The sequence below is a fragment of the uncultured Pseudophaeobacter sp. genome (assembly GCA_905479575.1).
GTDB lineage: Bacteria > Pseudomonadota > Alphaproteobacteria > Rhodobacterales > Rhodobacteraceae > Pseudophaeobacter.
The window spans coordinates 1-22,342 of record CAJQNB010000079.1 but is presented as its reverse complement, the minus strand read 5'-3'; the positions used below and the strand labels follow the sequence as shown (position 1 = coordinate 22,342).

At 59.0% G+C, this 22,342-nt stretch carries 21 protein-coding genes, 1 tRNA gene and 2 pseudogenes; 14 read left to right on the top strand and 10 right to left on the bottom strand.

What is annotated here, in order from left to right; all coding sequences use genetic code 11:
- Positions 1-28: 28 nt before the first annotated feature.
- Positions 29-1,105 (top strand): endonuclease/exonuclease/phosphatase family protein, encoded by a 1,077-nt coding sequence (locus tag QZ268_RS18420; RefSeq protein ID WP_295455429.1) that lies wholly within the window; start codon positions 29-31, stop codon positions 1,103-1,105.
- On the opposite strand, the gene QZ268_RS18415 is transcribed toward QZ268_RS18420, so the two are convergent.
- The gene (locus tag QZ268_RS18415) at positions 1,102-2,022 is read right to left on the bottom strand and encodes a sugar nucleotide-binding protein (RefSeq protein ID WP_295455427.1); all 921 of its coding nucleotides are present in this window, start codon (positions 2,020-2,022) and stop codon (positions 1,102-1,104) included. The two genes, QZ268_RS18420 and QZ268_RS18415, sit on opposite strands and share 4 nt — an antisense overlap.
- Before the next feature lie 95 nt (positions 2,023-2,117).
- Between QZ268_RS18415 and QZ268_RS18410 the strand changes: the two genes are divergently transcribed.
- Positions 2,118-3,068, top strand: a complete 951-nt coding sequence (locus tag QZ268_RS18410) for a LysR family transcriptional regulator (RefSeq protein ID WP_295455425.1) — start codon at positions 2,118-2,120, stop codon at positions 3,066-3,068.
- 30 nt (positions 3,069-3,098) lie between these two features.
- On the top strand, positions 3,099-4,202 hold the full coding sequence (gene leuB, locus QZ268_RS18405; RefSeq protein WP_295455423.1) for a 3-isopropylmalate dehydrogenase: 1,104 nt from the start codon (positions 3,099-3,101) through the stop codon (positions 4,200-4,202).
- A 108-nt stretch (positions 4,203-4,310) separates the two neighbouring features.
- Here the strand turns inward: leuB and QZ268_RS18400 are convergent, their stop codons facing one another.
- A complete protein-coding gene (locus QZ268_RS18400) occupies positions 4,311-5,897 on the bottom strand; it encodes a Na/Pi symporter (protein WP_295455421.1) in 1,587 nt (528 codons plus the stop codon).
- A 232-nt stretch (positions 5,898-6,129) separates the two neighbouring features.
- On the opposite strand from QZ268_RS18400, the gene QZ268_RS20235 reads away from it, so the two are divergent.
- Complete coding sequence (locus tag QZ268_RS20235; RefSeq protein WP_365322867.1) at positions 6,130-6,483, top strand: glycosyltransferase; 354 nt, start codon at positions 6,130-6,132, stop codon at positions 6,481-6,483.
- Here the strand turns inward: QZ268_RS20235 and QZ268_RS18395 are convergent.
- The 4 genes from QZ268_RS18395 to QZ268_RS18380 all read right to left on the bottom strand — a co-directional run bounded on the left by QZ268_RS18395 (position 6,426) and on the right by QZ268_RS18380 (position 12,008).
- Complete coding sequence (locus QZ268_RS18395) at positions 6,426-7,661, bottom strand: HlyD family efflux transporter periplasmic adaptor subunit (protein ID WP_295455419.1); 1,236 nt, start codon at positions 7,659-7,661, stop codon at positions 6,426-6,428. The two genes, QZ268_RS20235 and QZ268_RS18395, sit on opposite strands and share 58 nt — an antisense overlap.
- A gap of 3 nt (positions 7,662-7,664) precedes the next feature.
- The gene (locus tag QZ268_RS18390) at positions 7,665-10,028 is read right to left on the bottom strand and encodes an ABC transporter permease (protein ID WP_295455417.1); all 2,364 of its coding nucleotides are present in this window, start codon (positions 10,026-10,028) and stop codon (positions 7,665-7,667) included.
- A complete protein-coding gene (locus QZ268_RS18385) occupies positions 10,025-10,735 on the bottom strand; it encodes an ABC transporter ATP-binding protein (protein WP_295455416.1) in 711 nt (236 codons plus the stop codon). Before QZ268_RS18385 ends, QZ268_RS18390 begins: the two co-directional genes overlap by 4 nt.
- A 235-nt stretch (positions 10,736-10,970) precedes the next feature.
- On the bottom strand, positions 10,971-12,008 hold the full coding sequence (locus QZ268_RS18380; RefSeq protein ID WP_295455414.1) for a class I SAM-dependent methyltransferase: 1,038 nt from the start codon (positions 12,006-12,008) through the stop codon (positions 10,971-10,973).
- Positions 12,009-12,114: 106 nt separating this feature from the next.
- On the opposite strand from QZ268_RS18380, the gene QZ268_RS18375 reads away from it, so the two are divergent.
- The 7 genes from QZ268_RS18375 to eda all read left to right on the top strand — a co-directional run bounded on the left by QZ268_RS18375 (position 12,115) and on the right by eda (position 17,534).
- Positions 12,115-12,324 (top strand): hypothetical protein, encoded by a 210-nt coding sequence (locus QZ268_RS18375; RefSeq protein WP_295455413.1) that lies wholly within the window; start codon positions 12,115-12,117, stop codon positions 12,322-12,324.
- On the top strand, positions 12,321-13,094 hold the full coding sequence (rfbF, locus tag QZ268_RS18370; protein WP_295455411.1) for a glucose-1-phosphate cytidylyltransferase: 774 nt from the start codon (positions 12,321-12,323) through the stop codon (positions 13,092-13,094). The genes QZ268_RS18375 and rfbF overlap by 4 nt, the downstream gene beginning before the upstream one ends.
- 2 nt (positions 13,095-13,096) lie before the next feature.
- Positions 13,097-14,143 carry a CDP-glucose 4,6-dehydratase gene (gene rfbG, locus QZ268_RS18365; protein ID WP_295455409.1) on the top strand — a complete coding sequence of 349 codons (1,047 nt, stop codon included), beginning with the start codon at positions 13,097-13,099 and terminating at the stop codon, positions 14,141-14,143.
- Entirely contained in the window at positions 14,140-14,688 is a 549-nt protein-coding gene (gene rfbC, locus QZ268_RS18360; RefSeq protein ID WP_295455407.1) for a dTDP-4-dehydrorhamnose 3,5-epimerase, read from the top strand. The genes rfbG and rfbC overlap by 4 nt, the downstream gene beginning before the upstream one ends.
- Complete coding sequence (locus tag QZ268_RS18355) at positions 14,685-15,908, top strand: class I SAM-dependent methyltransferase (RefSeq protein WP_295455405.1); 1,224 nt, start codon at positions 14,685-14,687, stop codon at positions 15,906-15,908. The genes rfbC and QZ268_RS18355 overlap by 4 nt, the downstream gene beginning before the upstream one ends.
- Positions 15,905-16,738: an NAD(P)-dependent oxidoreductase gene (locus tag QZ268_RS18350; RefSeq protein ID WP_295455403.1), complete on the top strand. Its 834-nt coding sequence runs from the start codon at positions 15,905-15,907 to the stop codon at positions 16,736-16,738. The genes QZ268_RS18355 and QZ268_RS18350 overlap by 4 nt, the downstream gene beginning before the upstream one ends.
- Positions 16,739-16,883: 145 nt before the next feature.
- Entirely contained in the window at positions 16,884-17,534 is a 651-nt protein-coding gene (gene eda / locus QZ268_RS18345) for a bifunctional 4-hydroxy-2-oxoglutarate aldolase/2-dehydro-3-deoxy-phosphogluconate aldolase (protein ID WP_295455401.1), read from the top strand.
- A gap of 79 nt (positions 17,535-17,613) precedes the next feature.
- Here the strand turns inward: eda and QZ268_RS18340 are convergent, their stop codons facing one another.
- On the bottom strand, positions 17,614-18,090 hold the full coding sequence (locus QZ268_RS18340) for a DUF2948 family protein (protein ID WP_295455400.1): 477 nt from the start codon (positions 18,088-18,090) through the stop codon (positions 17,614-17,616).
- A gap of 3 nt (positions 18,091-18,093) precedes the next feature.
- Positions 18,094-19,362 (bottom strand): UDP-N-acetylglucosamine 1-carboxyvinyltransferase, encoded by a 1,269-nt coding sequence (murA, locus tag QZ268_RS18335; RefSeq protein ID WP_295455398.1) that lies wholly within the window; start codon positions 19,360-19,362, stop codon positions 18,094-18,096.
- 245 nt (positions 19,363-19,607) lie between these two features.
- Between murA and QZ268_RS18330 the strand changes: the two genes are divergently transcribed.
- Together QZ268_RS18330 and QZ268_RS20230 are read left to right on the top strand one after the other, a co-directional pair.
- Positions 19,608-19,682, top strand: a tRNA-Thr gene (locus QZ268_RS18330).
- On the top strand, positions 19,682-20,014 hold the full coding sequence (locus QZ268_RS20230) for a DUF6538 domain-containing protein (protein WP_365322857.1): 333 nt from the start codon (positions 19,682-19,684) through the stop codon (positions 20,012-20,014). Before QZ268_RS18330 ends, QZ268_RS20230 begins: the two co-directional genes overlap by 1 nt.
- A 119-nt stretch (positions 20,015-20,133) precedes the next feature.
- Here the strand turns inward: QZ268_RS20230 and hisD are convergent, their stop codons facing one another.
- Complete coding sequence (gene hisD / locus QZ268_RS18325; RefSeq protein ID WP_295455397.1) at positions 20,134-21,438, bottom strand: histidinol dehydrogenase; 1,305 nt, start codon at positions 21,436-21,438, stop codon at positions 20,134-20,136.
- Between the two features lie 197 nt (positions 21,439-21,635).
- A pseudogene (locus QZ268_RS18320) lies at positions 21,636-22,202 on the bottom strand (IS3 family transposase); the annotation flags it as partial.
- On the opposite strand from QZ268_RS18320, the pseudogene QZ268_RS18315 reads away from it, so the two are divergent.
- Positions 22,186-22,342, top strand: a pseudogene (locus QZ268_RS18315) (IS3 family transposase); the annotation flags it as partial. The pseudogenes QZ268_RS18320 and QZ268_RS18315 overlap by 17 nt on opposite strands.

The window sequence follows — 22,342 nt, the reverse complement described above, 5'->3', positions numbered from 1 at the left end:
GCCTTGGGTGATGTGGAGATATCTCTCCATGTTGCCGCGTACTCCTGTGCTGTTTTCAGTGCTGTTCGCCTGCCTCGCCCCCCCGCTATTGGCGCAGGCGGAAACCCTACGCATCGCTACATTCAATACTGAGCTGTCCCGCAAGGGGCCGGGCCTGCTGCTGCGCGATATTACCCGCGGTGAGGACGCGCAAATTGCTGCGGTGATCACCGTCATCACCGAGGCACAGCCTGATATCCTGGTGTTGCAGGGTCTTGACTGGGACCACGACAATCTGGCGCTCAAGGCGCTGGCGCGGCAGCTGGAGCAGGAAGGCGCGACTTACCCGCATATCTTTGCGGGTCAGCCCAATGCGGGCCTTGCCACTGATCTTGATCTGGATGGTGATGGCCGCCTGGGTGGCCCCGGCGATTCACAGGGCTTTGGTGACTACACCGGGCGCGGTGGCATAGCGGTATTGTCGCGCTACCCGCTGGTGGTAGAGGAGCTGCTTGACCTTAGCCCGCTGGTGTGGCGCGACATCCCCGGCGCCGCCCTGCCCCAGCACCCGGATGGCAGCCCCTTTCCGTCAAAGCCCGCCCAAGCTATTCAACGCCTGTCCTCTACCGCCCATTGGGTCTTGCCGGTGGAGCTGGCAAACGGCTCCCGACTGACACTGTTGTGTTTTCAGGCCGCGCCGCCGGTGTTCGACGGCATCGAAGACCGCAACGGGTTGCGCAATGCCGATGAGATCCGCCTTTGGCAGGTCTTTCTGGACGGGCTTCTTGACGGGCAGCTCCCGGCAGAATTCGCGCGCCCACCAACCCAACGGTTTGTTATTGCTGGTGGTGCAAACCTGGACCCGGACACTGGCGCGGGCCGACGCGAAACCATCGCCAGACTATTACAGGACCCCAGGCTACAGGATCCGCGCCCCCTGTCACCGCAGGGGGGAGCTCAGACCGTGGATTGGGGCGAAGGCCGCCGCATGCGGGTGGACTACCTGCTGCCCTCGCAGGACTGGCACGTTGCGGCCTCCGGGGTGATCTGGCCTGACAGCGCCACCTCCGCCGCCGCAATTGCCAGCCGCCACAGGCTGGTTTGGCTGGATATCCTCCTCGACTAGGCTGCTAAGCCGCCGCTTCCCTCTGCCTTCAGCCCTCTGCCCGTTTGAGGGATCAACAGCGCCTCGGGCAAGCAATGTGGCAAAGCCTGTGCCACCGGGGTCACCTGAAAATCGGGCAAGAGCTGCTGTAGCAGATCCCCGCTCAGGCTATGGGGGGTATCCCACAGATACCGCATCTCCAACAGGCAGCGCCCCAATGGCCAGAACGGGCGGGCCAGTTGCAGGGGAAGCCAGGACATCTGGCTCAGTTTGGCCGGCTGGTGCAGATGCGCGTTTATTGCCGCCAGCAGCTCATGCCCGGTGAGGGTATAGCCCGCAAAGGGAACATCCACAAAGCGCGGCAGCGCAGCGCGTTTTTCAGCCAGCCCCACCGCAGCCCGGGCCTTGTCCGGCAGATAGCCCCAGGCATGAGGAATATCCGCCAGCCCTGGGTAGATGAATTTGCCCTTACCCAGCTTGGCTGTGATCATCGCATCAAACCAATTCCCCGACGCCTCGGTATCCAGATAGTCCCCCGAGCGCAGCACGATCACCCGCGCCTTGGAGGCACGATAGGCCGCCTCCATCTCCACCCGGATACGTCCCAGCGGGTTTTGCGCCGCATGGGGGCTCTGCTCGGACCATGGAAACGGGGTTTGGGGACCAAAAACATAGACATTACCGGGCAGAATGACCGTCGCGCCACTCATTTCAGCGGCCCTAATCACCTGACGGTGTAGGCTTGGCACCTGTTTTGCCCAATCCGGATAGGCCGGGTTCCAGCTGTTCACGATCACATCGACCCCGACAGCGACCTGCGACAGGTTTTCCGCCCCGCGCTGAAAGCGTTTCACCTGCCATCCGGCCCGCTCAAAGGCAGCCGCCGCCGCGCGGCCAAACCGGCCCGAAACACCGAGTATGAGAGCTGTCTGTGTCATCAAATCTTCTCCTATCCTGAACACTGGCCCAAGCCTCTCCTATTCAATTGACATATGGCATTGCCAAAATTTTCAGATCTGCCATTCATTAATGCATGAATGATGCACAGCTCACCGATTGGTCGCTCATCCAAAGCTTCCTGGCCGTCGCCGACTGCGGCTCGCTTTCGGCGGCGGCGCGGCAGTTAGACCGCAGCCAGCCCACCCTGGGCCGCCACATCCAAAGCCTGGAGGCCAGCCTCAACCAGCAACTGTTTGATCGCCACCCGCGCGGATTGCGCCTGTCGCAGGCCGGGACTGCGCTGCTGCCCATGGCGCGGGAAATGCAGGCCCAGATGTATCGTTTGTCGCTTCAGGCTGCAGGCCAGTCCGAAGAGCTGGCCGGCACCGTCCGCATCACCGCCAGCGTTTTTGCCTCCCACTACCTGTTGCCCCCCATACTGGCCGATATTCGCCAGGCGGAACCGGGGATTGAGCTGGAACTGGTGCCAACAGATGAAAGCGAAAACCTGTTGTACCGGGCCGCCGACATTGCCCTGCGCATGTATCGCCCCAGCCAGCTGGATGTGATCACCCAACATATCGCCGATCTGCCGCTGGGTATTTTTGCCGCCAACACATATTTGGCGCGACGCGGCACTCCCCGCAGCGCAGCAGAGCTGTGGCAGCATGAGCTGGTGGGTTATGACAACAACGCGCTGATCCTCAACGCCATGCGGGCGATGGGATGGCAGGTTGATCGCAGCACCTTTGCCATGCGCTGTGACAATCAGGCGACCTACTGGCAACTGGTGCGGGCAGGATGCGGCATCGGCTTTTGCCAAAGCGATGTGGCGCGCGCGGATACCACCGTGGCAGAGCTGGATCTGGGCGTCGAAATTCCACCGCTGCCGGTCTGGCTCACCACCCATAGCGCCATGCGGGAAACGCCCCGCATCCGGCGGGTCTGGTCGCTGTTGGCAAAAGGCCTGAAAATGGCCAGTAAATCGCCGCCTTCGCCCTTGAAATCAGGGGCCGTTGTTGACCCTGAGGCCCCAGAGGGGTAGGCCGTTGCCAACTGTTTTTAGGAGGCACATATGTCCAATCCATCGATTCTGATTCTGCCCGGCGACGGTATCGGCCCCGAGGTCATGACCGAGGTTCGTAAAGTCATCACCTGGTTTGGTGAAGCCCGCGACATTCAGTTCGATGTGAGCGAAGATCTGGTCGGCGGCGCCGCCTATGACAAACATGGCATCCCCCTGGCGGATGAAACCATGGCCCGCGCACAAGAGGTGGACGCGGTTCTGCTCGGTGCGGTTGGCGGCCCGGCCTATGACGATCTGGACTTCTCGGTCAAACCCGAACGGGGCCTGCTGCGCCTGCGCAAGGAAATGGACCTCTATGCCAACCTGCGTCCCGCACAGTGCTTTGACGCGCTGGCCGATTTTTCCTCGCTGAAGCGCGACATCGTGGCCGGCCTGGACATCATGATCCTGCGCGAGCTGACCTCGGGCGTCTATTTTGGCGAGCCGCGCGGCATCTTTGAAGAAGGCAACGAGCGCGTCGGCATCAACACCCAGCGCTATACCGAGTCTGAGATCGAACGCGCTGCCCGCTCGGCCTTTGAACTGGCGATGCGCCGCAACAAAAAGGTCTGCTCGATGGAGAAGGCCAATGTGATGGAGAGCGGCATCCTGTGGCGCGAAGTGGCCACCCGTGTGGGCAAGGACTACCCCGAGGTAGAGCTGTCGCACATGTATGCCGATAACGGCGCCATGCAGCTGGTGCGAGCGCCAAAACAGTTCGACGTCATCCTGACCGACAACCTGTTTGGCGACATACTGTCCGATTGCGCCGCGATGCTGACCGGCAGCTTGGGCATGTTGCCCTCGGCCAGCCTTGGCGCGCCGATGGCCAATGGCCGCCCCAAAGCGATGTACGAACCGGTGCACGGCTCGGCCCCGGACATCGCAGGCCAGGGCAAGGCAAACCCGATCGCCTGTATCCTCAGCTTTGCCATGGCGCTGCGCTACAGCTTTGACATGGGGGCCGAGGCCGACCGTCTGGAAAAAGCCATCGAAACAGTGCTCTCGGACGGTGCCCGTACCGCAGATCTGCTGGGTGAAGACGGTGTTGATCCGATTTCGACCAGCGAAATGGGCGACGCCGTGGTCGCGGCCCTGCAGGCCAGCCTGTAATCCTAGTGCCAGTGGCGGGCCTCTGAGGGCGCTGCCGCTGGCCCCCATTGGGAACCTAAAAAAGAGGGCGGAAACGCCCTCTTTTCTTTTTTGAACAGATAGATTTGTCTAGGGTATCGCTCTGGCGACAGGCAGGGCCGCTCTGGTGGCCTGACGATAGTGTTCCAACCTTTCGAGATGGTGCAGGCAACGGGTCAGCCAACGCATTGCATCAGTGTTGGAAAACACCTCGTTCAGGTCAAATAGCCCGGCGTGTTCTCCCAACAGCAACCCACGGCGATGTCGGTCCTTGCGATGATTGACCAAAACCGAAAGCCGCTGCAACCGGGCTTGTTCGGCGTCAGAGGAACACCCCTCGATCAGCCGCTGGAGCACCGCCCCGGTGATCAGGGCTGGACGTCGCAACAGCGGATCCTCCTTCAGAACCGATATCCGCCCGGTCTGGCTCAACCGTTCCAGCAGCCGCAATAGATGGTCGGTCTGGTGCAGCAAGGCGGACAGCGCGACCTCCTGTCTTGCATGATCTGCCGTCAGGCGAATATCCGCAAGGAAGGCCTCGACCTCAGCCAGAGCAGCGCGACAGGGAGACAGCGCTGCAATCCCACGATAATCCGCCGGCACCTGCAGTGCAGAGACCATAGCCCCGTAGACCCGATGTTCCAGCAGCTCCAGCGCGGCCTGCACCGCCAAGAGCGCCGTGACCGGATCCGACAGCAAGGCCCGGTCCAGATCAACCAATCTTGTCTTAGGCGTCTCTGGCATCAGCCAGGTGATGAACCGCGCAAACTGCGCCGTGACCGGCAGGAACAGCATCGCGCCAACCACATTAAACCCGGTATGAAACACCAAAATCGCGGTCATGGGATTGGTCCGCACGGCCAGCTCCTGCAGCGCCCCCAACCCAAACAACAACACAGGCACCGCTATCAGGCTGGTCGCCACATTGAAAAGCAGATTGGCAACCGCAGTCTGCCGCATGGGCCGCGACCCGCCCAGCGAGGCCAGCAAGGCGGTGCAGGTGGTGCCGATATTCATCCCCGCCACAATCGCCACAGCCTGCGTCAGGCTGATGGCACCACTTTGGATCATGACCAGGGCCAGAGCCATGGCCGCCGAAGAGCTTTGCATGACAACCGTCAGCCCTGCGCCCAGAGCAGCAAGCGCCAGCAGGCCAAGGACTGATCCAGACGGCAACATCTCGGGGCGCAGGATAGTGCCAGCATCCTTCATCCCTGCCTGCATCAGATCCAGGCCGATGAGCAAAAGGCAGAGCCCTGCCAACATGCGCCCGGCTCGTGCCCAACCACCCCGCGCCAAAAGGTCCAGCAGGCTGGCCGGAAACAGCAGCGCCATCGCCACAGTGCCCAGTTTGAGCTTGAAGCCCAGCAGGCTCACCAACCAGCCCGTCGCCGTGGTGCCGATATTGGCCCCGTAAATCACCCCAAGCGCCTGCGGCATGGTCAATAACCCCGCCCCGACAAAGCCAACCGTCATCACGGTTGTCGCACTGGAAGACTGGATCGCAGCGGTGGTCAGCCCGCCTGATAGGACGCCGGTAAAGGGAGTGGTGGTAAATCTGGTCAGGATGGCCTGTAACCCGGTGCCGGCTGCTTCGCGCAGGGCCTCGGTCATCACCTTCATCCCCATCAGGAACATGCCAATTCCGCCAAGCACATAGAACAGTTGCTCTGTCATGTTTACCCCTTTTCGCCCTCCAATATGACCAGCAGACCAAACCTGCGCAAGACAGCGCCAGAGCAGGGACGGACCTCAGAATGCTCAGCAAACAAGCCCATGAGCCAGCTTCGCCCCCCAGCGAGTCAAGGACCTGGAAGAGCGCACAGCAATTAGGGTTAGTGACTGCGCAGCCCCTGGTGATGTACTAGTGCACCCGCGCCGGCCATTTTTGTAGAAACTGCTCCACCCAATGCCACACTCCAAACCACGGCCTCTAATCTCCGTCATCATTCCCGTCTTTGATTTGGGCGACCATGTGGCGGATTGCCTGCGCAGTCTTCAGGCGCAGACCTTAGGTGATTTTGAAGCCCTAGGTTTCGACGACGGCTCAACTGACAACAGGCAGCCATTGCCGAAAAACAGAGGGGCTCTCGGAGCCCTGGCACCAGGCGCCCTTTATCAAATCCAGAATAGAGGACAACACCTAACAGGGCGCCGCTCCAGAGCTCCGACAATCCTCTCCGGGCCTCACCGCAGTACGGCTGCCTATTCGATAATGCGGCGGGTAATCGCGGCACCGTTTTGGATGGCCGCAGAGGGGTAAATCACCACCTGCTCGCCTTCGGTCAATCCACTGACCACCTGCGCCTGGATGCCATTGTTGTGGCTGATGTCGATCTGGCGCTGGGTGGCAACCCCGTCAACCATGACAAAAACAGACCAGCGCTCACCCACCCGGAACAAGGCGCTGGAGGGCACCCGCAGTACATCTTCTGCCCGCCAGACAATGATCCGTGTTTCAACCCGGTAGCCATGCCCCAACCCGGCGCGATCCTCTGCCGGAGAGGCCAGCGCGATCACCACCGGCACCCGCTGCTCTTCCACGCCCAGCGCCGAGACCTTGGTGATACCAAAGGGATCAATCCGCGCGACCTCTCCGTGCAGGGTGGCCGCCCCGCCCCAGTCCTCGATCAACACCGGGTCGCCGCGTGTAACCTGCACCGCATCCGATGAGATCAGATCCACCACAATTTCCAGATCCCCATCGATATCGCCGATCTCCATGATCGGCTCCCCCGCAGGCAGGGTTGTGGCGCTTTGATGCATGACCTGCAAAATTCGCCCCGTGGCCGGAGCATGCAGCGGGATTTCATCCTGGGTCTTGTCGCGCAGGGCGGCGCCAAGACCCAGATCCTCAAAACCAATAAGCTGCGCCTGGGCATTGGCAAGATCCGCTTCGCGAGTGCCGATTGCCGCCTCGGCCATCTGCACCTGGGCTTCGGAGATGCGAAACCCGCGTTTGGCCCGATCATAGGCTGCAGGACTGGCAATATTGCGTTGCGCCAACTGCTCGGTGCGTTGCAACTCGGTCTGCGCCAGGTCCCGGCTGGCTTCGGCGGCGCTCAGATCGGCATGGGCACCGCGTAGGGCCGCCTCTGCTGATCGCACCGCTGCCTGCGCCTGCTCCCGGGTTCGCAGATCCAGCGCCACTGGGTTGGTCGGCAACATCGTCACAATGACCGTCTCTCCGCGCACCACCGGGTCACCGGGGTCGACCTCAACCCGCTGCAACCGCCCGGCAACCGGCGTCGAAACCACATAGGGTTCACTCACCCGGGTGCGGCCTTCCTCGTCAATGGAGATCTGTAGCGCCCCGCGGCTGACCTCTTGCAGATCCACCATCAAGGGGCGGGGCCAAAAGGCGGCCACCAGCGCCGCTGCGAGCAGCCCGCCAACACCCAGCATCAACACCAGACGCGATCGTTTTTTTGCCTGTGCCATGGGTTACTCCCGTGTTTTTAATGCGTCGATCAAATCAGATCGGTCGAGATCGCGCTTGACCAACCAGCCGGAAATCACTGCCGCGATAACAACCACAAGGACCGCCTGGCCATAGCTCACCGGGTCAAAGACCGCCGGGATCTGATACAGATCCGTTGAAAAACCTGCCGCGATACCAAAAGAAAGATAGTAGCCCAGCATTGCCCCAACTGGCAGGGAGATCAATGTCACCACTGCCAGCTCTCCGAGCAGCACAAAAGCCGCCTCGCCTTTGCTGAAACCGATCACCCGCAGGCTGGCAAGATCGCGGGTGCGTTCCGCATAGGCGATGCGGGCGGCGTTGTAGACAATGCCAAAGGTAATAACAAAGGCGATAGCCCCCATCACATAGCGCATGGCCCCGGCGCCGGTATTCATCAACACCACAAAGGCCTCCAAAGCATCCTCTTTCAGGCTCAGCCCGGCAACCGTTGGCATGTCCTGCAGAGTCTGGTAGATACCATCGGACCGGGCCCCATCAATTGTCAGATAGGCCCCCGACACCCGTCCCGGTTCCCGCAGAACCTGGTTAAGCGCCGTCAGATCCATATAGGCCGGCGCCCCCAACAGCGTCTGAGCAACCGCAGAAACAGGGACCTGCAACTCCGGTTGCCGCCCCTCTCGCACCTCAACGGTCAGCATCTCCCCCGCCTTGATCTGCAGGATCTCGGCCAGAACACTGGACAACACAACACCGGACTTTGGCATCTGGATTGGCGCCATGTTTTTATCCAGCGCCCGGTTCAGAATTGGCTTTTGCGGCAGGCCGGTGATGGCACTACGATAGCTATGCACCCCGTTGCGCAGCACCACCGGAACCTGGCGTACCGGCTCGACCTGCATCACCCCCTTGATGCGCCGCAGCTCAAACAGGGCCTTTTCGCCAACAGGCTGGGTGAAGGTCACGCTTACGTCGCTTCTGTCCACAACCGAAAACGTCAGATCAATGGTGCGATCAAACCCCGCGTAGATCGTGATCATCGCCACCGACAAGCCCATGCCGCAGGCAATGCCAACCATGGCCCCCACCATGCGAACTGGCTGTCGCGTCAGGCGGCGCAAAACCATACGACTGGGTTGATCCAGTAGCGCCGACAGGGTTTTGCCCAGCCTTTGAGTGCGACTGTAATCCGGCGGCGCGGGCGGGCGCATTGCGCTTGCTGGGGTCAGGGCAAAAACCTGCCGCAGCACCCAAAGCCCCCCCGCCGAGGCCGAAACCACACTCACCGTTACCCCCGTCACAAAGGAGGCCGGGTCGAGGCGAAAGACCAGAAAGGGAAACTTGAAATACAGCCCATACAGCCCGATCATCGCCCGGCCACTGGCAATTCCGGCCAAACACCCGGCCAGCGCACCGCCCAGCGCGATGGCCAGGATCATCTTGAAATAATGGCTCCCCACCTCAAAATCGGTATAGCCAAAGGCCTTCATCAGGCCGATTTGCTCGCGCTCGGATTGCACCATGCGACTGATAACGATGTAGAGCAGAAAAGCGGCCACCGCGAGAAAGATGGGGGGCACCCCCTTGGAGGCCGCCGCCATGCCAGAGATTTCCTCAGAGATGAAGCGGTTCGAAAACTGGTCCGCCAAGGGATAGCCACCGCTGCCCCCATAGGGCGCCATCAGGCGGTCGGCGCGATCAAGAACCGCCTCGACATTGGCGCCCCGCGTCACCCCAAGCAGAGCCTCATTAAACGCCCCCTCCAGATCATAGGCGGCGGCAAGCCCAGCGCGGTGCATCCAGATCACCCCAAAACGGGCATCATCAGGCACCAGCTCCCCCGGTGCCGTGACATAGAGAAACTCTGGGCTTTGCGCCAATCCGGCAATTTTGAACTGGCGCCGGCTGCCATTCATGGTGGCGGCCAGAGTATCCCCCGGCAGTAAATCATGGGCCTTGGCAAAACTCTGCAACAGAACAATTTCTTCAGTACGTCCCAAAGCCGGGAACCGCCCATGGGTGAGGTAGATATCATTCAACGCCGGGCGCCTGCGCTCTGGCAGGGACAGCGCCTGGGCCTGCACTGGCAGGCTTTGGTCTGGCAGATCAATCAGGGCCCGCCCAGTGACCCGTGTTTCAACGGCGGCAACCCCTGAGATTTGCGCCAGATGAGAGGCCAGTCGTTCCGGCGCGCGTTTCACCGGCACAAAGGCATCGGCCAGCCGGTAGCGCTGATAATAGGCCGCCCGGGTTTCGCCAAGCGACGACACCAGCCCTGTCATCATCACCAGCATCATCACCCCAACAGCGATCACCATCCCAATCGCCAGGGCCTGCCCCTTGATGCGCCAAAGGTCGCGCAGCAGCTTATGATCCAGCGGTGTCACCAGTGGATCTCTGAAGGGCTGAGTTTTTCGCGGTTCTCCACCACCTTGCGGATGCCGCCATCGGCAAAATAGATCACCCGGTCCGCCATGGCGGCGGTATTGGCGTTATGGGTCACCATCAAAATGGTAGAGCCCATTTCGGCATTCACATCCCGTAGCACCTGTAAAACTGCCCGCCCCGTCTCACTGTCGAGCGCCCCGGTTGGTTCATCACAAAACAGAACCTCAGGCCGTTTGGCGATGGCGCGGGCGATGGCCACCCGCTGCTGTTCCCCACCTGAGAGCTGCGCCGGGAAATGGTCCACCCGTTCGCGCAGCCCAACCAAGGCGAGGGCCTCATCGGGGTCCATCGGGTCTGCTGCAATTTCCGTCACCAGCTCGACGTTTTCGCGCGCCGTCAGGCTGGGCATAAGATTATAGAACTGAAACACAAAACCCACATGATCGCGCCGATAGCGTGTCAGCTGCGCATCCGACATATCGCTAAGGCAGTGATCGCGGAAATAGACCTCGCCCTTGGTGCCGCGGTCCAGACCGCCAATGATGTTCAGCAGGGTCGATTTTCCTGACCCCGACGGCCCCAACAGGACCACGATGTCACCAGAGGGAATTTCCAGGTCAACACCGCGCAAAGCATGCACCGCCGAATGGCCGCTGCCATAAACCTTGGTCAATCCGCTTGTACGGAAGGCTGTTGAACTCTGCATGGGTTTGCCTATTGCTTACGATTTTTCCATCATCGGCAGTGTAGAGTGTAACGCCCTGCCCTCAGCCCGCAACAGCCACAGGCTTTGAAAGGTGCGAAAACCCCAAAACAGTCCCAAGCGACGGCAGTTCTTATCCTACGGGCTCTGTAACGGGTATGGTTAGCTGCAAAATTGTAATCTGACCGCAGGCACAGCCCGGCGCGCGATCAAACAGGGCGCAGGCACAGGGCTGATGCTAACCGTTTAAAACACGCACTTCAGCGGTCCAACCCATGTCCTGTATTTGCTGCCGAATTTCGTCTTCGTAGTTCGGATTCATGATGATCACGGTACCAACGCCACGGGACTTTGCTGTCTCTGGCGAAACGATCATGGTGCCGCTAATCGGCATGAAGCACCCCTGTTTGGCGACATTCAGGTCAATCACACAGTCAATGGGCGCGTCTTCGGCAGTGTTGAACAAGAGTGAAAATGTAACCCCTTTTGAGGCCCCGCCCCAAAGCGCAATGGGCGCGATCGCCCTGCGACCCTCAAAGTACGTGGTCCATTCCGCCATCATCTGACGTTTGTTTTCCAGGTAGTTCAGGCCCAATTGTCCCGAGGGTTCCGCAGGCTTTGCTTGAACTGGTTTTTCTGGCATCCGCGCCGAAATCCACATGTATTGGCCATCATAGACCGGCTCTACGTCGCACTCCAAGCCCTGTTGAGCCAGGAGAAAACGGATGGATTCTGGGGTATAGATAGAACAATGCTCGTAGAAGAAATCCTGAAATGCAGTGTGCTCCAGGATCCAGTTCGCGTCTGGCGTTTCGATAAATAGTGTCCGCCCCGGCGCCAGAGCCGCCGCCAAGGCGGTTGCAAAGTTCTGGACATCCGCCACATGTTCTATTGTGTGCCGGGAGCAAACCACATTGGCCTCGGCAGGAATCTGATCTGTGTTGTCAGGCGAGAAAAAGTTACGATAGACCTTGGCTCCATCCGGCAACTTGTCTTCTCCGGTAAAGGACGGATCAAACCCTGTCGCCGATTTCATCCGCCCACCAGCCCGTTGATGAACCAGGCTCAGAAAGTCGCCTTCGCCGCATCCAATTTCTACATAATGGATATCTGTATCCTCTGGCACGGAGGCAATGACGCGATCGGCCATCGCATCCAGATGTGCCAAGTAATAGGCTGAGGAAGTGACGTCATTGTTGTAGGTTTCATCGTAGGAAATCTTGGCGGGATCAAAAGAGGCGTTCCACACAAAGCTGCAGTTGGCACAGCGGACCATAGTGATGGCACCTTGCGGAAATGCCAGCGCTTCGGCCGAGGTCTGGAGTGCCACATTTTGCAAAGACGGGATGTTAGGGCGCTCATCAAGCGTAAGGTTGCTCCCAATGTTTGCACAAATGGGGCACGGACAGGCGCTAGCTGATATCATTTTGCACTCTTGTTTTTCTGATCACAGCGCTGTTATGGATGCACAGTCGGTGAATTTACTACAAATTTTTTCTTGGCTTGAAACCGTTCACTTGAGCAGATTTGCATCAGGTTTACGCGGTCCGGTTGCCCTTACTTATGCGAAAAATGAGAAATGTAAAATATGACGAAAGCAGTAATTTTGGCCGGCGGGCTGGGCACGCGGATCAGCGAAGAATCCCACATGCGTCCCAAGCCGATGATCGAAATTGGTGGGCGACCTATTTTGTGGCATATCATGAAGATATATTCGCACTTTGGCGTCAATGATTTTGTGATTTGCTGCGGCTATCGCGGTTATATGATTAAAGAGTATTTTGCGAATTATTTCCTGCACATGTCGGATGTTACCTTCGATATGTCAAACAATGAAATGCACGTGCATAATCAGCGCTCAGAGCCCTGGAAAGTCACCCTGGTTGATACTGGTGAGCACACCCAGACTGGCGGTCGCGTAAAGCGAATTCGCGAGCATTTGGATGACACCTTCTGCCTGACCTACGGCGATGGCTTGAGCAACATCGACATTGCCGATCTGATCGCCTTTCACAAACGTGAGGGACGCATTGCCACCATCTCAGCCGTTCAGCCAGAAGGGCGTTTTGGATCCCTGGAAATCGAAGGCACAAAGATCAACCGTTTTCTGGAAAAGCCCAAAGGCGATGGCCGCTGGGTCAGCGGTGGCTTTATGGTTTGCGAGCCAGAAATGTTGGATCACATTGACGGGGATGCCACCATCCTGGAACAAGAACCCCTGATGGGTCTGGCCCACGAAGGCCAACTCTCCGTCCGCAAGCACGACGGGTTCTGGGCTGCGATGGATACCCTGCGAGACCGCAATGCGCTCGAAGCCATGTGGACCGACCAGAAAAACCCGCCCTGGCGTGTCTGGGCGTAAACATGTCTGATTTCTGGCAGGGCAAACGCGTTTTCCTAACCGGGCACACCGGCTTCAAAGGCAGTTGGATGGCGTTGTGGCTGTCCCAGATGGGGGCACAGGTCACGGGCTACGCCCTGCCCCCTGACACCGATCTGGCTTTGTTTGACCGATTCGACATTGCCGGCCGCACCCACAGTCAGTTTGGCGACATCAATTCATATGACGACCTGCGCGCGGCTGTGGAGGCCGCACAGCCTGACATCGTCTTTCACCTGGCTGCCCAGTCGTTGGTGCTGCGCGGCTACAGCGATACGCTGACCACATGGCAAACAAATGTCATGGGCACCGCAAACCTGTTCGAAGCCCTGCGCGTTCTGCAGCGCCCGGCAACCGTTGTCGCGGTCACCACAGACAAAGTCTATCGCAACAACGAAACAAAACATGCCTTCACCGAGGACGACCCGCTGGGCGGCATTGATCCATACAGCGCCTCCAAGGCAGGGTCTGAACTGGTCATTAACAGCTACAGGTCTGTCTTTTCACAAGAAAAACACCAGATCCGATTAGCATCAGCGCGCGCCGGCAACGTTATTGGCGGTGGGGATTGGTGTGAAAACCGCCTGGTCCCTGACATCGCCCGCGCATTGATTGCCAAGAAACCTTTGCTGACCCGCAATCCCCATGCCGTGCGCCCCTGGCAACATGTGCTGGAACCCCTGGCAGGCTACATGCAGCTGGCGGAACTGTTGTATAGCGACCCACAGTTTGCCGATGCCTATAACTTTGGTCCAGACATCACAGACAACCGCACCGTTCAAGATGTCATCATCGAAGCGCTTAAATCCTGGCCGGGCAGCTACGCCCCCACAGATAACAGCGAGATGCCGCATGAAGCCAATCTGCTGATGTTAAACATCGACAAAGCCAAGCAGAAATTGGGCTGGGCGCCACGATGGGATTTTGAAACTGCCGTCTCCAAGACGATGCAGTGGTATCGCCAAACCCATGAAGGTGCCGATCCCGTTGACCTGTCTTTGGCCCAAATCGCAGAGTTCACCCGCGCATGAAAATCACCCCCCTCTCGATCGCGGGCGCCTACCATATTGTGCCGGAAAAACGTGGGGACAACCGCGGCGCCTTTGCGCGGCTGTTTTGCTCAGACCACTTTGACGCGGCTGGGCTGAATACCCAATGGGTGCAGATGAATCTGTCCCGCAGCGCGCAACAAGGCACTCTGCGCGGCCTGCACTTTCAGCGCGCCCCTTTTAGCGAGATAAAGCTGGTGCGCGCGGTTACCGGCAAGGTCTATGATGTGGTGGTTGACCTGCGTGCGGGGTCAGAAACCTATGGGGCCCATTGTGGCGTGACTTTAGACAGCGACCAGATGGACACTCTGTATATTCCGCAGGGCTGCGCCCACGGATTTCAAACGCTGACCGATAATGTGGAATTGCACTATATGCATTCGGCCCCCTATGCACCTGATCACGAAGGCGGTGTGCGTTTTGATGATCCGACACTTGCCATTGCCTGGCCGCTACCCGTGACCGAAACATCGCCGCGCGATCGCGCGCTTCCTCTTCTTCCCGATATGAAGCCGTTAATCCTATGAAATGTCGCCATTGCCACACAGATTTGTCACTGAAGTTCTTGGACCTGGGCTATGCCCCTCCCTCCAACGACTATCTGTCTGCGGCTGACCTGAACAAGCCAGAAGTCAGCTATCCTTTGCGTGTCTTGACCTGCACCAAGTGCTGGCTGGTCCAGACCGAAGACTATGCCGCGCATGACGCCCTGTTTCGCGAGGACTATGCCTATTTCTCCTCGACCTCCAAGGGCTGGCTGGCCCATGCAGAACGCTACTGCGCGCAGATGACCAAACGACTGGGGCTGAACGAGACGAGTTTTGTGGTCGAGCTGGCCTCAAACGATGGCTACTTGCTGAAAAACTTCGTGGCCAGTGGCATCCCCTGTCTGGGGGTAGAGCCGACCCGATCGACTGCAGAGGCGGCTGAGGCATTGGGGGTCCCGGTGCTGCAAGAGTTCTTTGGTGCGGATTTAGGACGTCAACTCGCAAAAACAGGCCCGAAGGCGGATCTGATCTTAGGCAACAACGTCTATGCCCATGTCCCCGACATCAATGATTTCACCCGAGGTGTCGCTGAGCTGCTGGCCGAAGACGGCGTAGTTACCTTTGAATTCCCGCATCTTGGACAGCTGGTACAGCAAAACCAGTTCGACACCGTCTATCACGAGCATTTCTCCTATCTCGCGTTGCATCCTGTGATCAGCATTTTCAAAGCGGCCGGTCTGCGGGTCTTTGATGTGGAGGAGCTGTCAACGCATGGCGGCAGTCTGCGCGTCTTTGGCTGCCTGGACAGTGCGTCTCATGTCGCGACAGAGAATGTCACAAAGATCTTGGCTGCAGAAGTTGACGCAGGCCTTTTGAATGAAGACACCTATCGCGGTTTTCAAGACCGGGCTGAGAACGTCAAGAATGGCCTTCTGCGGTTTTTGCTGGAGGCCAAAGCTGAAGGGAAAACAGTCGTCGGTTACGGGGCCGCAGCAAAGGGTAATACGCTGTTGAATTTCTGTGGTGTGGGGCCGGATTTGATCCCGTTCATCAGTGACGCTGCCCCCTCTAAGATCGGCAAATTCATGCCCGGAAGCCATATTCCGATCAAAGCTCCCGCCGCACTGACCGCAGCGCAGCCCGACTATATTCTAATTCTCCCCTGGAATATTGCGGATGAGGTTATGTCGCAAAACAAAGACTTGGCAAAAAATGGCAGCACCTTTGTGATTGCGGTGCCAGAGCTCAAGCTCACGTGACACCGCGCGTTCTCATAACCGGGGCGACAGGCTTTGTTGGTCTCCAGATCCTGGCGGCTTGTGTTGCCCGTGATGTGAACTTGCGTTTGCTGGTCCGGCCGGGATGGCAGGAAAAACTGGGCGACCTTCCAGAGACTTGCGAAATTGTAGAAGTAGAGGATCTTTTTGCCCAGAGCGCCGATTGGTGGGCCGAAACCCTGACGGGGATCGACACCCTCATTCATTCCGCATGGTATACCGAGCCGGGAAAGTATCTGACCTCTCCCAAAAACACTGACTGCCTCATCGGCACGCTTCAAATGGCGCGCGGTGCCCTGCAGGCAGACCTGCGTCGGTTTGTGGGGGTTGGCACCTGTATCGAATACCAGTTGGGACCCAAAATCCTCACACCCGAAACCGTCCTGGCGCCCAGCACCCCCTATGGTCAGGCCAAAGCCGCTGCATTTCATGCGCTGAGCGGGTTGTTTAGCGAAACCAAGACTGAGTTCCTGTGGTGCCGGCTGTTCCAGCCCTATGGCGAAGGAGAGCATGAACAACGGTTGCACCCGTATTTGCACAGCCACTTGTCGGAAGGTAAACCCGTAACCCTGGGCTCGGGCCGAGAGGTGCGCGACTTTATTGACGTTAAAGTCGCCGGAGAAACCATTTCTGCAGCGGCGCTCGGGGCGGATGTCGGTGCAATCAACATCTGTACAGGCATCCCAAAATCGGTCCGCGCGTTTGCAACAGAAATCGCCGAAATATATGGTCGGACTGACCTGTTAAAATTTGGAACACTAGAAAGCAACGCAAGCGACTGGGATTATATAGTCGGTCAACCATGGGCCTGATCAATCGCTGCTGCGGATTTGCCCCCCGGTCGGCTGATCCCCGGGGCGGGCCCGGCGCTTCGGGTCCAGCTAATACGATCGGCGCTATCGCGCCCATCCCGATACCTGTGGCTATTCCGGCCCGCATGCAAAAAGGTGATACATGATGACACATAATTCAGAAGCCGCGCAAAAGAAGACCCGTGAAGTCTGTGAACTGGCCCCCATCATGCCAGTTCTGGTGGTACGGGATGTCGCCAATGCCGCTGCCCTGGCCAAGGCCTTGATCACTGGTGGACTGCCCGCGCTGGAGGTCACATTGCGCACGCCAGCAGCGCTGGATGTGATTGCAGAAATGTCCAAAGTCCCCGGCGGTGTTGTCGGCGCAGGCACACTGGTCACCCCCCAGGATGTGCGACAGGCCAAAGCCGCCGGTGCCATGTTTGGTGTCTCCCCTGGCGCCACCGACGCCCTGATAGAGGCCTGCCTTGCAGAGGATCTGCCGCTGTTGCCCGGCGCCGCCACCGCAAGCGAAGCCATGCGCCTGCTTGAACGAGGGTTCACAACGCAGAAGTTTTTCCCAGCCGAGGCCTCTGGCGGCGCTCCCGCGCTCAAGGCGATTGGCGCGCCTTTGCCGCAGATCCATTTTTGCCCAACAGGCGGGATCAGCCTGTCGAACGCCCCTGACTATCTCAGTCTGTCCAATGTGCTCTGTGCAGGCGGCAGCTGGATCGCACCGGATGCTCTGGTCTCGGCCCAGGCCTGGGATGAGATTGAGGCATTGGCCCGCGAGGCAAAACAGCGCCTGACCGACTAGGCAAGCGCAGGTTCAGCACCGGTGTTCGCAAGCGGAGCAGCGAGCACCGGCGTCACCGGCCCGACTGATCCCTCATAGTTTAGTCCCGGTGCGCCGGGGCCTGTTTTGAGGGGGCCAGATAGGGCCGGGTGACATCGCGCAGGCTGACCTCCAGTGTCTCTACTGCCAAACGGATGCTGCCATCCCCTGCCAGGGTCAGCCGCACATGGCCTGCGCCGTCCTCGCCGGGCTCAAAATGCACCGAGAGCAGCGAAAGAATGGTGTCTTTATCGCCGCGATCAATCCCCTGCGAGGCAACCCCCAGAACCCCGTCGATGACCAACAGGGACTGCACCCGCTCAAAAGGGCGGCCGCGTTTTTCAGCACTGGACAGATCCTCCCAGCGAAACCGATTAAGCAGCAGCGCAAAACGATGCTCCTTGGCGCGCCAGCTCATCTCGCTGATGGGGAAGACCGCGTCCTGTATCAGCGTCGACACCACTTGCAGATCCTCGGCGCTCAGCGCCCCGAGGTTCAGCGGCGCCTCGCGCCCGTCGTGAAAGCTCGCGTCTGACATCGGTCAGCTCCCCTTGATACGTTCGATTTGAGCGCCAACCCCTGAGAATTTGCGCACCACCAGCTCGTAGCCGCGATCCAGGTGATAGACACGATTAACGATGGTTTCCCCCTCGGCGGCAAGTCCGGCCAGGATCAACGAGACCGAGGCCCGCAGATCGGTGGCCATGACTGGTGCCCCCTTCAGGTGGTCAACCCCCGTCACCGTGGCGAGGCCGCCCTGTACATCGATCTTGGCCCCCATGCGGATCAGCTCGGGCGCATGCATAAAGCGATTCTCAAAGATTTTCTCTTCCAACACGCTGGTCCCCTCTGCGGTGCACATCAGGGCCATCATCTGCGCCTGCAAGTCGGTGGGGAAACCGGGAAAGGGTTCAGTGGTAACGTTCACCGCTTTGACACGGTCACCGCGGCGCTTGACCTTCAGGCCCGCCTTGGTCTCGGTGACATCAACACCGGCTTCGTTCAGTTTCTCAACAAAGGCACCAACCAGATCAAGACGCCCGCCCAGCAGCTCGACCTCGCCGCCACAAATCGCAGGCGCCAGCATATAGGTGCCCAGCTCAATCCGGTCAGTGACCACCGGATGCGTCGCCCCATGCAGGCGGTCCACGCCCTGGATGGTGATGTCCGGGCTACCGGCGCCTTCCACCTGGGCGCCCATCTTGTTCAGGCAGTCTGCCAGGTCAACGATTTCAGGTTCGCGCGCGGCGTTTTTGATCACCGTGGTCCCCTTGGCCAGGGTGGCCGCCATCATAATGTTTTCCGTAGCCCCCACAGAGGCAAAGCTAAGCTGTATCACCGCGCCTTTTAGGCCACGTGGCGCCTTAGCATGCAGATAGCCGTCTTTCAGTTCAATTTCGGCATCCAGCGCTTCAAGCCCATGAATATGCAAATCCATCGGACGCGCGCCAATCGCGCAGCCGCCCGGCAGGGACACCACCGCCTGCCCAAGACGGGCCAGCATCGGCCCCAACACCAGGTTAGAGGCCCGCATCTTGCGAACGATCTCGTAGTCAGCGACATGGTTGTCGATTGTATGGCTCGACAGCGCCTGAACCTGCCCCTCCTGCAAGCTGGAGACTTCGGCCCCCAGGGATTGCAACAACTCGGTCATTGTTGCGATATCGCTGAGCCGTGGCGCATTGGTTAGTGTCAGCGGCTCCTCGCTGAGCAGGGTCGCGGGCATCAGCGCAAGGCAGGCATTTTTTGCCCCGGCGATTGGAATCTGGCCGCTCAGGGGACCGTTACCTTTTACCAAAATCGAATCCATCTGCCTCTACCTTTCCGACTCTTCGGTCGTTGTGTTCTGTTTCACTGCACGCGCCTTGGCCTGCGCCTTACGACGCGCCATATTGGCCTTTAACGAGGCTTTGAGCCGGTCCTCACGCTGGGAGGTCGCTTGACTCGATTTCTGCGGTTTTTTCTCTACCATGAACCTTCTGTAACTTAGTGGGAAAAAACCGTCCAGAAGCTCTTGCGCCCTCCTGCGTTTATCCCTAAAAGCCCCCTCACGGCGCTGCTGTAGCTCAGAGGTAGAGCACTCCCTTGGTAAGGGAGAGGTCGAGAGTTCGATTCTCTCCAGCAGCACCATGAAAATCTCAATAGATGCAGATAGTTGCGCCAAAACAGCGCCTTACACTTGCAGACTCCGACACAGTTACCCTGACTATGCCCCGTCCTGTCAAAGAGCCAAAGAGTGGAATCTACTACATCCGCGTGCGCGTCTCGCTGACCTGACGGCGTCTTTCGGACGTACTGAGGTGCCGAAGTCCTTGCGAACACGAGAAACTGCGGAAGCAAAGGAACGCTTTGCGACCGAGTATGCGGCCATCCAACGCCGCTGGGCTGCCCTTCGGGCCAAACCTGAGCGCTTCCCCTCAAACAGATCCTCAGCTTGGCAGGGCGTGTTTATCAGCGCCTGACGGCAACCTTGGAAGACGAACCTGGCGAATCGCCCATCTGGGAAAATTTTGGCCCAGAATATCCCACAATGAAGTTACCCTGGGCCCAGAGGGGGCAGCGCCCCCTGCTTTTGTTTCTCTTATTCTGTGTTCAAGGCGTCTAGCCGGGCGGTTACTGAAAGGCCATGAGCCTCCAAGCTTTCACTCTTTGCCAAGACTTCTGCCGCAGGACCAATGGCGCGCAAAGCAGCCGGTGTCATCTGGCTAAGTGTCGTGCGTTTGACAAAATCCATCACCGAAAGCCCAGAAGAAAACCGTGCTGAGCGCGCTGTTGGCAAGACGTGGTTGGGACCACCAACATAGTCACCAATGGCTTCGGGGGTGTACTGGCCTAAGAAAATCGCCCCGGCGTGGATGGTTTTGAGGCTCAGCGCTTGCGGGTCGGCAACACAAAGCTCCAGGTGCTCAGGCGCAATCCGGTTGGAAAGCGCAGCTGCTTCATCCAGATCACGGACAGTGATCACGGCGCCAAAATCCTGCCAGCTAGCGCCTGCGATCTTGCGGCGGTCCAGGGTTTTTAGGCGATGCTCAACTGCCTTAGCGACGGTGCGACCAAAGTCAGCGTCATCGGTGATCAACAGCGATTGCGCGCTTTCATCGTGTTCTGCCTGGCTCAACAAATCCAGAGCGATCCAGTCAGGGGTATTGTTTTTGTCGGCGATGACCAAAATCTCGGAGGGGCCGGCGATCATGTCGATGCCAACCTTGCCAAACACACGTCTTTTGGCGGCGGCAACAAAGGCATTGCCCGGGCCGGTGATTTTGTCCACAGGCGCGATAGTTTGGGTGCCATAGGCCAGTGCCGCAATCGCCTGGGCGCCGCCAATTCGGTAAATCTCGGTGACGCCGGACAGCCGAGCGGCCAGCAGGACCAGTGGGTTCAGCACACCATCTGGTGCTGGCACAGTGATCGCCAGGCGCGCAACCCCGGCCACCTGCGCTGGAATTGCATTCATCAACACCGATGACGGATAGGACGCAAGCCCGCCGGGAACATAAAGCCCTGCCGCCGAAACCGGTGACCAGCGCCAGCCCAATGTAGCGCCTGAAGCATCTTCCCACTGAGCGTCTGTCGGCATTTGCTGGGCGTGATAGGCGCGAATGCGATCCGCTGCCAGTTCAAGCGCGGCACGTTCTTGCGGAGACACGCTGGCGATGGCGGCATCCACTTCCGCTTCCGAGATGGCCAGCTGGTCTGCTGTTAGATCCAGGCGATCAAATTTCGCCGTGAGCTCTAGTACTGCAGCATCGCCGCGGGCGCGTACATCAGCAATGATCTCAGCCACAGCGGCGTCTACATCCGGGCTGTCTTCGCGCTTGGCATTCAGCAACCTAACAAAGGCGGTTTCAAAATCTGCGTCAGAAGTGTCTAGAAAAACGGGCATATCGGTTCTCTCTGGCTGTTATGGCCGACATAACGTCCCATGGGCGCTGCGACAAGCGCTAGGACAGAACCAGCAGCCGTTTATCTGTTCGCTGAGCTACTCCCCAATGTTTGGATAGGTTTCCGCGCAGATTAGGCTACTCTCTGCTCCTTCTGATCACTTTGGGTTTCGTCATTTCTCAGCCAATAAACCACGGCTGGAGGTTTGCTGCCAAGGGCAGAATGGGGGTGTTTGCGGTTGTAGAATTCGATCCACTTGCCGACGCCCACCTTTGTTTCTGATCCTGTTTCCCATGCGTGCAAGTAGACGCACTCGTACTTCAGGCTGCGCCAGAGCCGTTAGACAAAGATGTTGTCCAGGAACCACCCCTCGCCGTCCATCGAGATGCGCACGCCGGATCGACGCAACCGATCCGTCCAGGCAAAGGAGGTGAACTGGCTGCCCTGGTCGGTGTTCATGATCTCGGGCGGTCCCAAACGGTGGATGGCCTCGTTCAGCGCCTCAACGCAAAAGTCGGTCTCAAGCGTGTTCGAGATACGCAATGCCAGCACCTTGCGGGTGCGCCAGTCCATGTTCGCCACCAAATACAGGCACCCGCGCCGCATCGGAAGATAGGTGAAATCTTCCGCCCAGACCTGATTGGGTCGATCCGCCCGCAAACCGCGCAGCAGATAGGGTTAGGTCTTGTGCCCTTTCGTGGCTTTGCTGGTGTTGGGGTTCTGATAGATCGGCATCACGCCCATCAGCCGCATGAGGCGACGGATGGCCAAGGAGCGCCGCCGGTTTGGTTACCGGCGGCTGCAGGTGATGGTCGAACGGCAGGGCTGGCAGGTGAACCACAAGACGTTCCGGCGGATCTGTCGTGAAGAGAAGCAGCAAGTGCGGCGCAGGGGCGGTCGGAAGC

Coding starts and splice junctions, on each gene's coding strand:
- QZ268_RS18420 (WP_295455429.1), top strand. CDS start 29: ATGTTGCCGCGTACTCCTGTGCTGTTTTCAGTGCTGTTCGCCTGCCTC.
- QZ268_RS18415 (WP_295455427.1), bottom strand. CDS start 2,022: ATGACACAGACAGCTCTCATACTCGGTGTTTCGGGCCGGTTTGGCCGC.
- QZ268_RS18410 (WP_295455425.1), top strand. CDS start 2,118: ATGAATGATGCACAGCTCACCGATTGGTCGCTCATCCAAAGCTTCCTG.
- leuB (WP_295455423.1), top strand. CDS start 3,099: ATGTCCAATCCATCGATTCTGATTCTGCCCGGCGACGGTATCGGCCCC.
- QZ268_RS18400 (WP_295455421.1), bottom strand. CDS start 5,897: ATGACAGAGCAACTGTTCTATGTGCTTGGCGGAATTGGCATGTTCCTG.
- QZ268_RS20235 (WP_365322867.1), top strand. CDS start 6,130: ATGCCACACTCCAAACCACGGCCTCTAATCTCCGTCATCATTCCCGTC.
- QZ268_RS18395 (WP_295455419.1), bottom strand. CDS start 7,661: ATGGCACAGGCAAAAAAACGATCGCGTCTGGTGTTGATGCTGGGTGTT.
- QZ268_RS18385 (WP_295455416.1), bottom strand. CDS start 10,735: ATGCAGAGTTCAACAGCCTTCCGTACAAGCGGATTGACCAAGGTTTAT.
- QZ268_RS18380 (WP_295455414.1), bottom strand. CDS start 12,008: ATGGTCCGCTGTGCCAACTGCAGCTTTGTGTGGAACGCCTCTTTTGAT.
- QZ268_RS18375 (WP_295455413.1), top strand. CDS start 12,115: ATGTTTGCACAAATGGGGCACGGACAGGCGCTAGCTGATATCATTTTG.
- rfbF (WP_295455411.1), top strand. CDS start 12,321: ATGACGAAAGCAGTAATTTTGGCCGGCGGGCTGGGCACGCGGATCAGC.
- rfbG (WP_295455409.1), top strand. CDS start 13,097: ATGTCTGATTTCTGGCAGGGCAAACGCGTTTTCCTAACCGGGCACACC.
- rfbC (WP_295455407.1), top strand. CDS start 14,140: ATGAAAATCACCCCCCTCTCGATCGCGGGCGCCTACCATATTGTGCCG.
- QZ268_RS18355 (WP_295455405.1), top strand. CDS start 14,685: ATGAAATGTCGCCATTGCCACACAGATTTGTCACTGAAGTTCTTGGAC.
- eda (WP_295455401.1), top strand. CDS start 16,884: ATGACACATAATTCAGAAGCCGCGCAAAAGAAGACCCGTGAAGTCTGT.
- QZ268_RS18340 (WP_295455400.1), bottom strand. CDS start 18,090: ATGTCAGACGCGAGCTTTCACGACGGGCGCGAGGCGCCGCTGAACCTC.
- murA (WP_295455398.1), bottom strand. CDS start 19,362: ATGGATTCGATTTTGGTAAAAGGTAACGGTCCCCTGAGCGGCCAGATT.
- QZ268_RS20230 (WP_365322857.1), top strand. CDS start 19,682: ATGAAAATCTCAATAGATGCAGATAGTTGCGCCAAAACAGCGCCTTAC.
- hisD (WP_295455397.1), bottom strand. CDS start 21,438: ATGCCCGTTTTTCTAGACACTTCTGACGCAGATTTTGAAACCGCCTTT.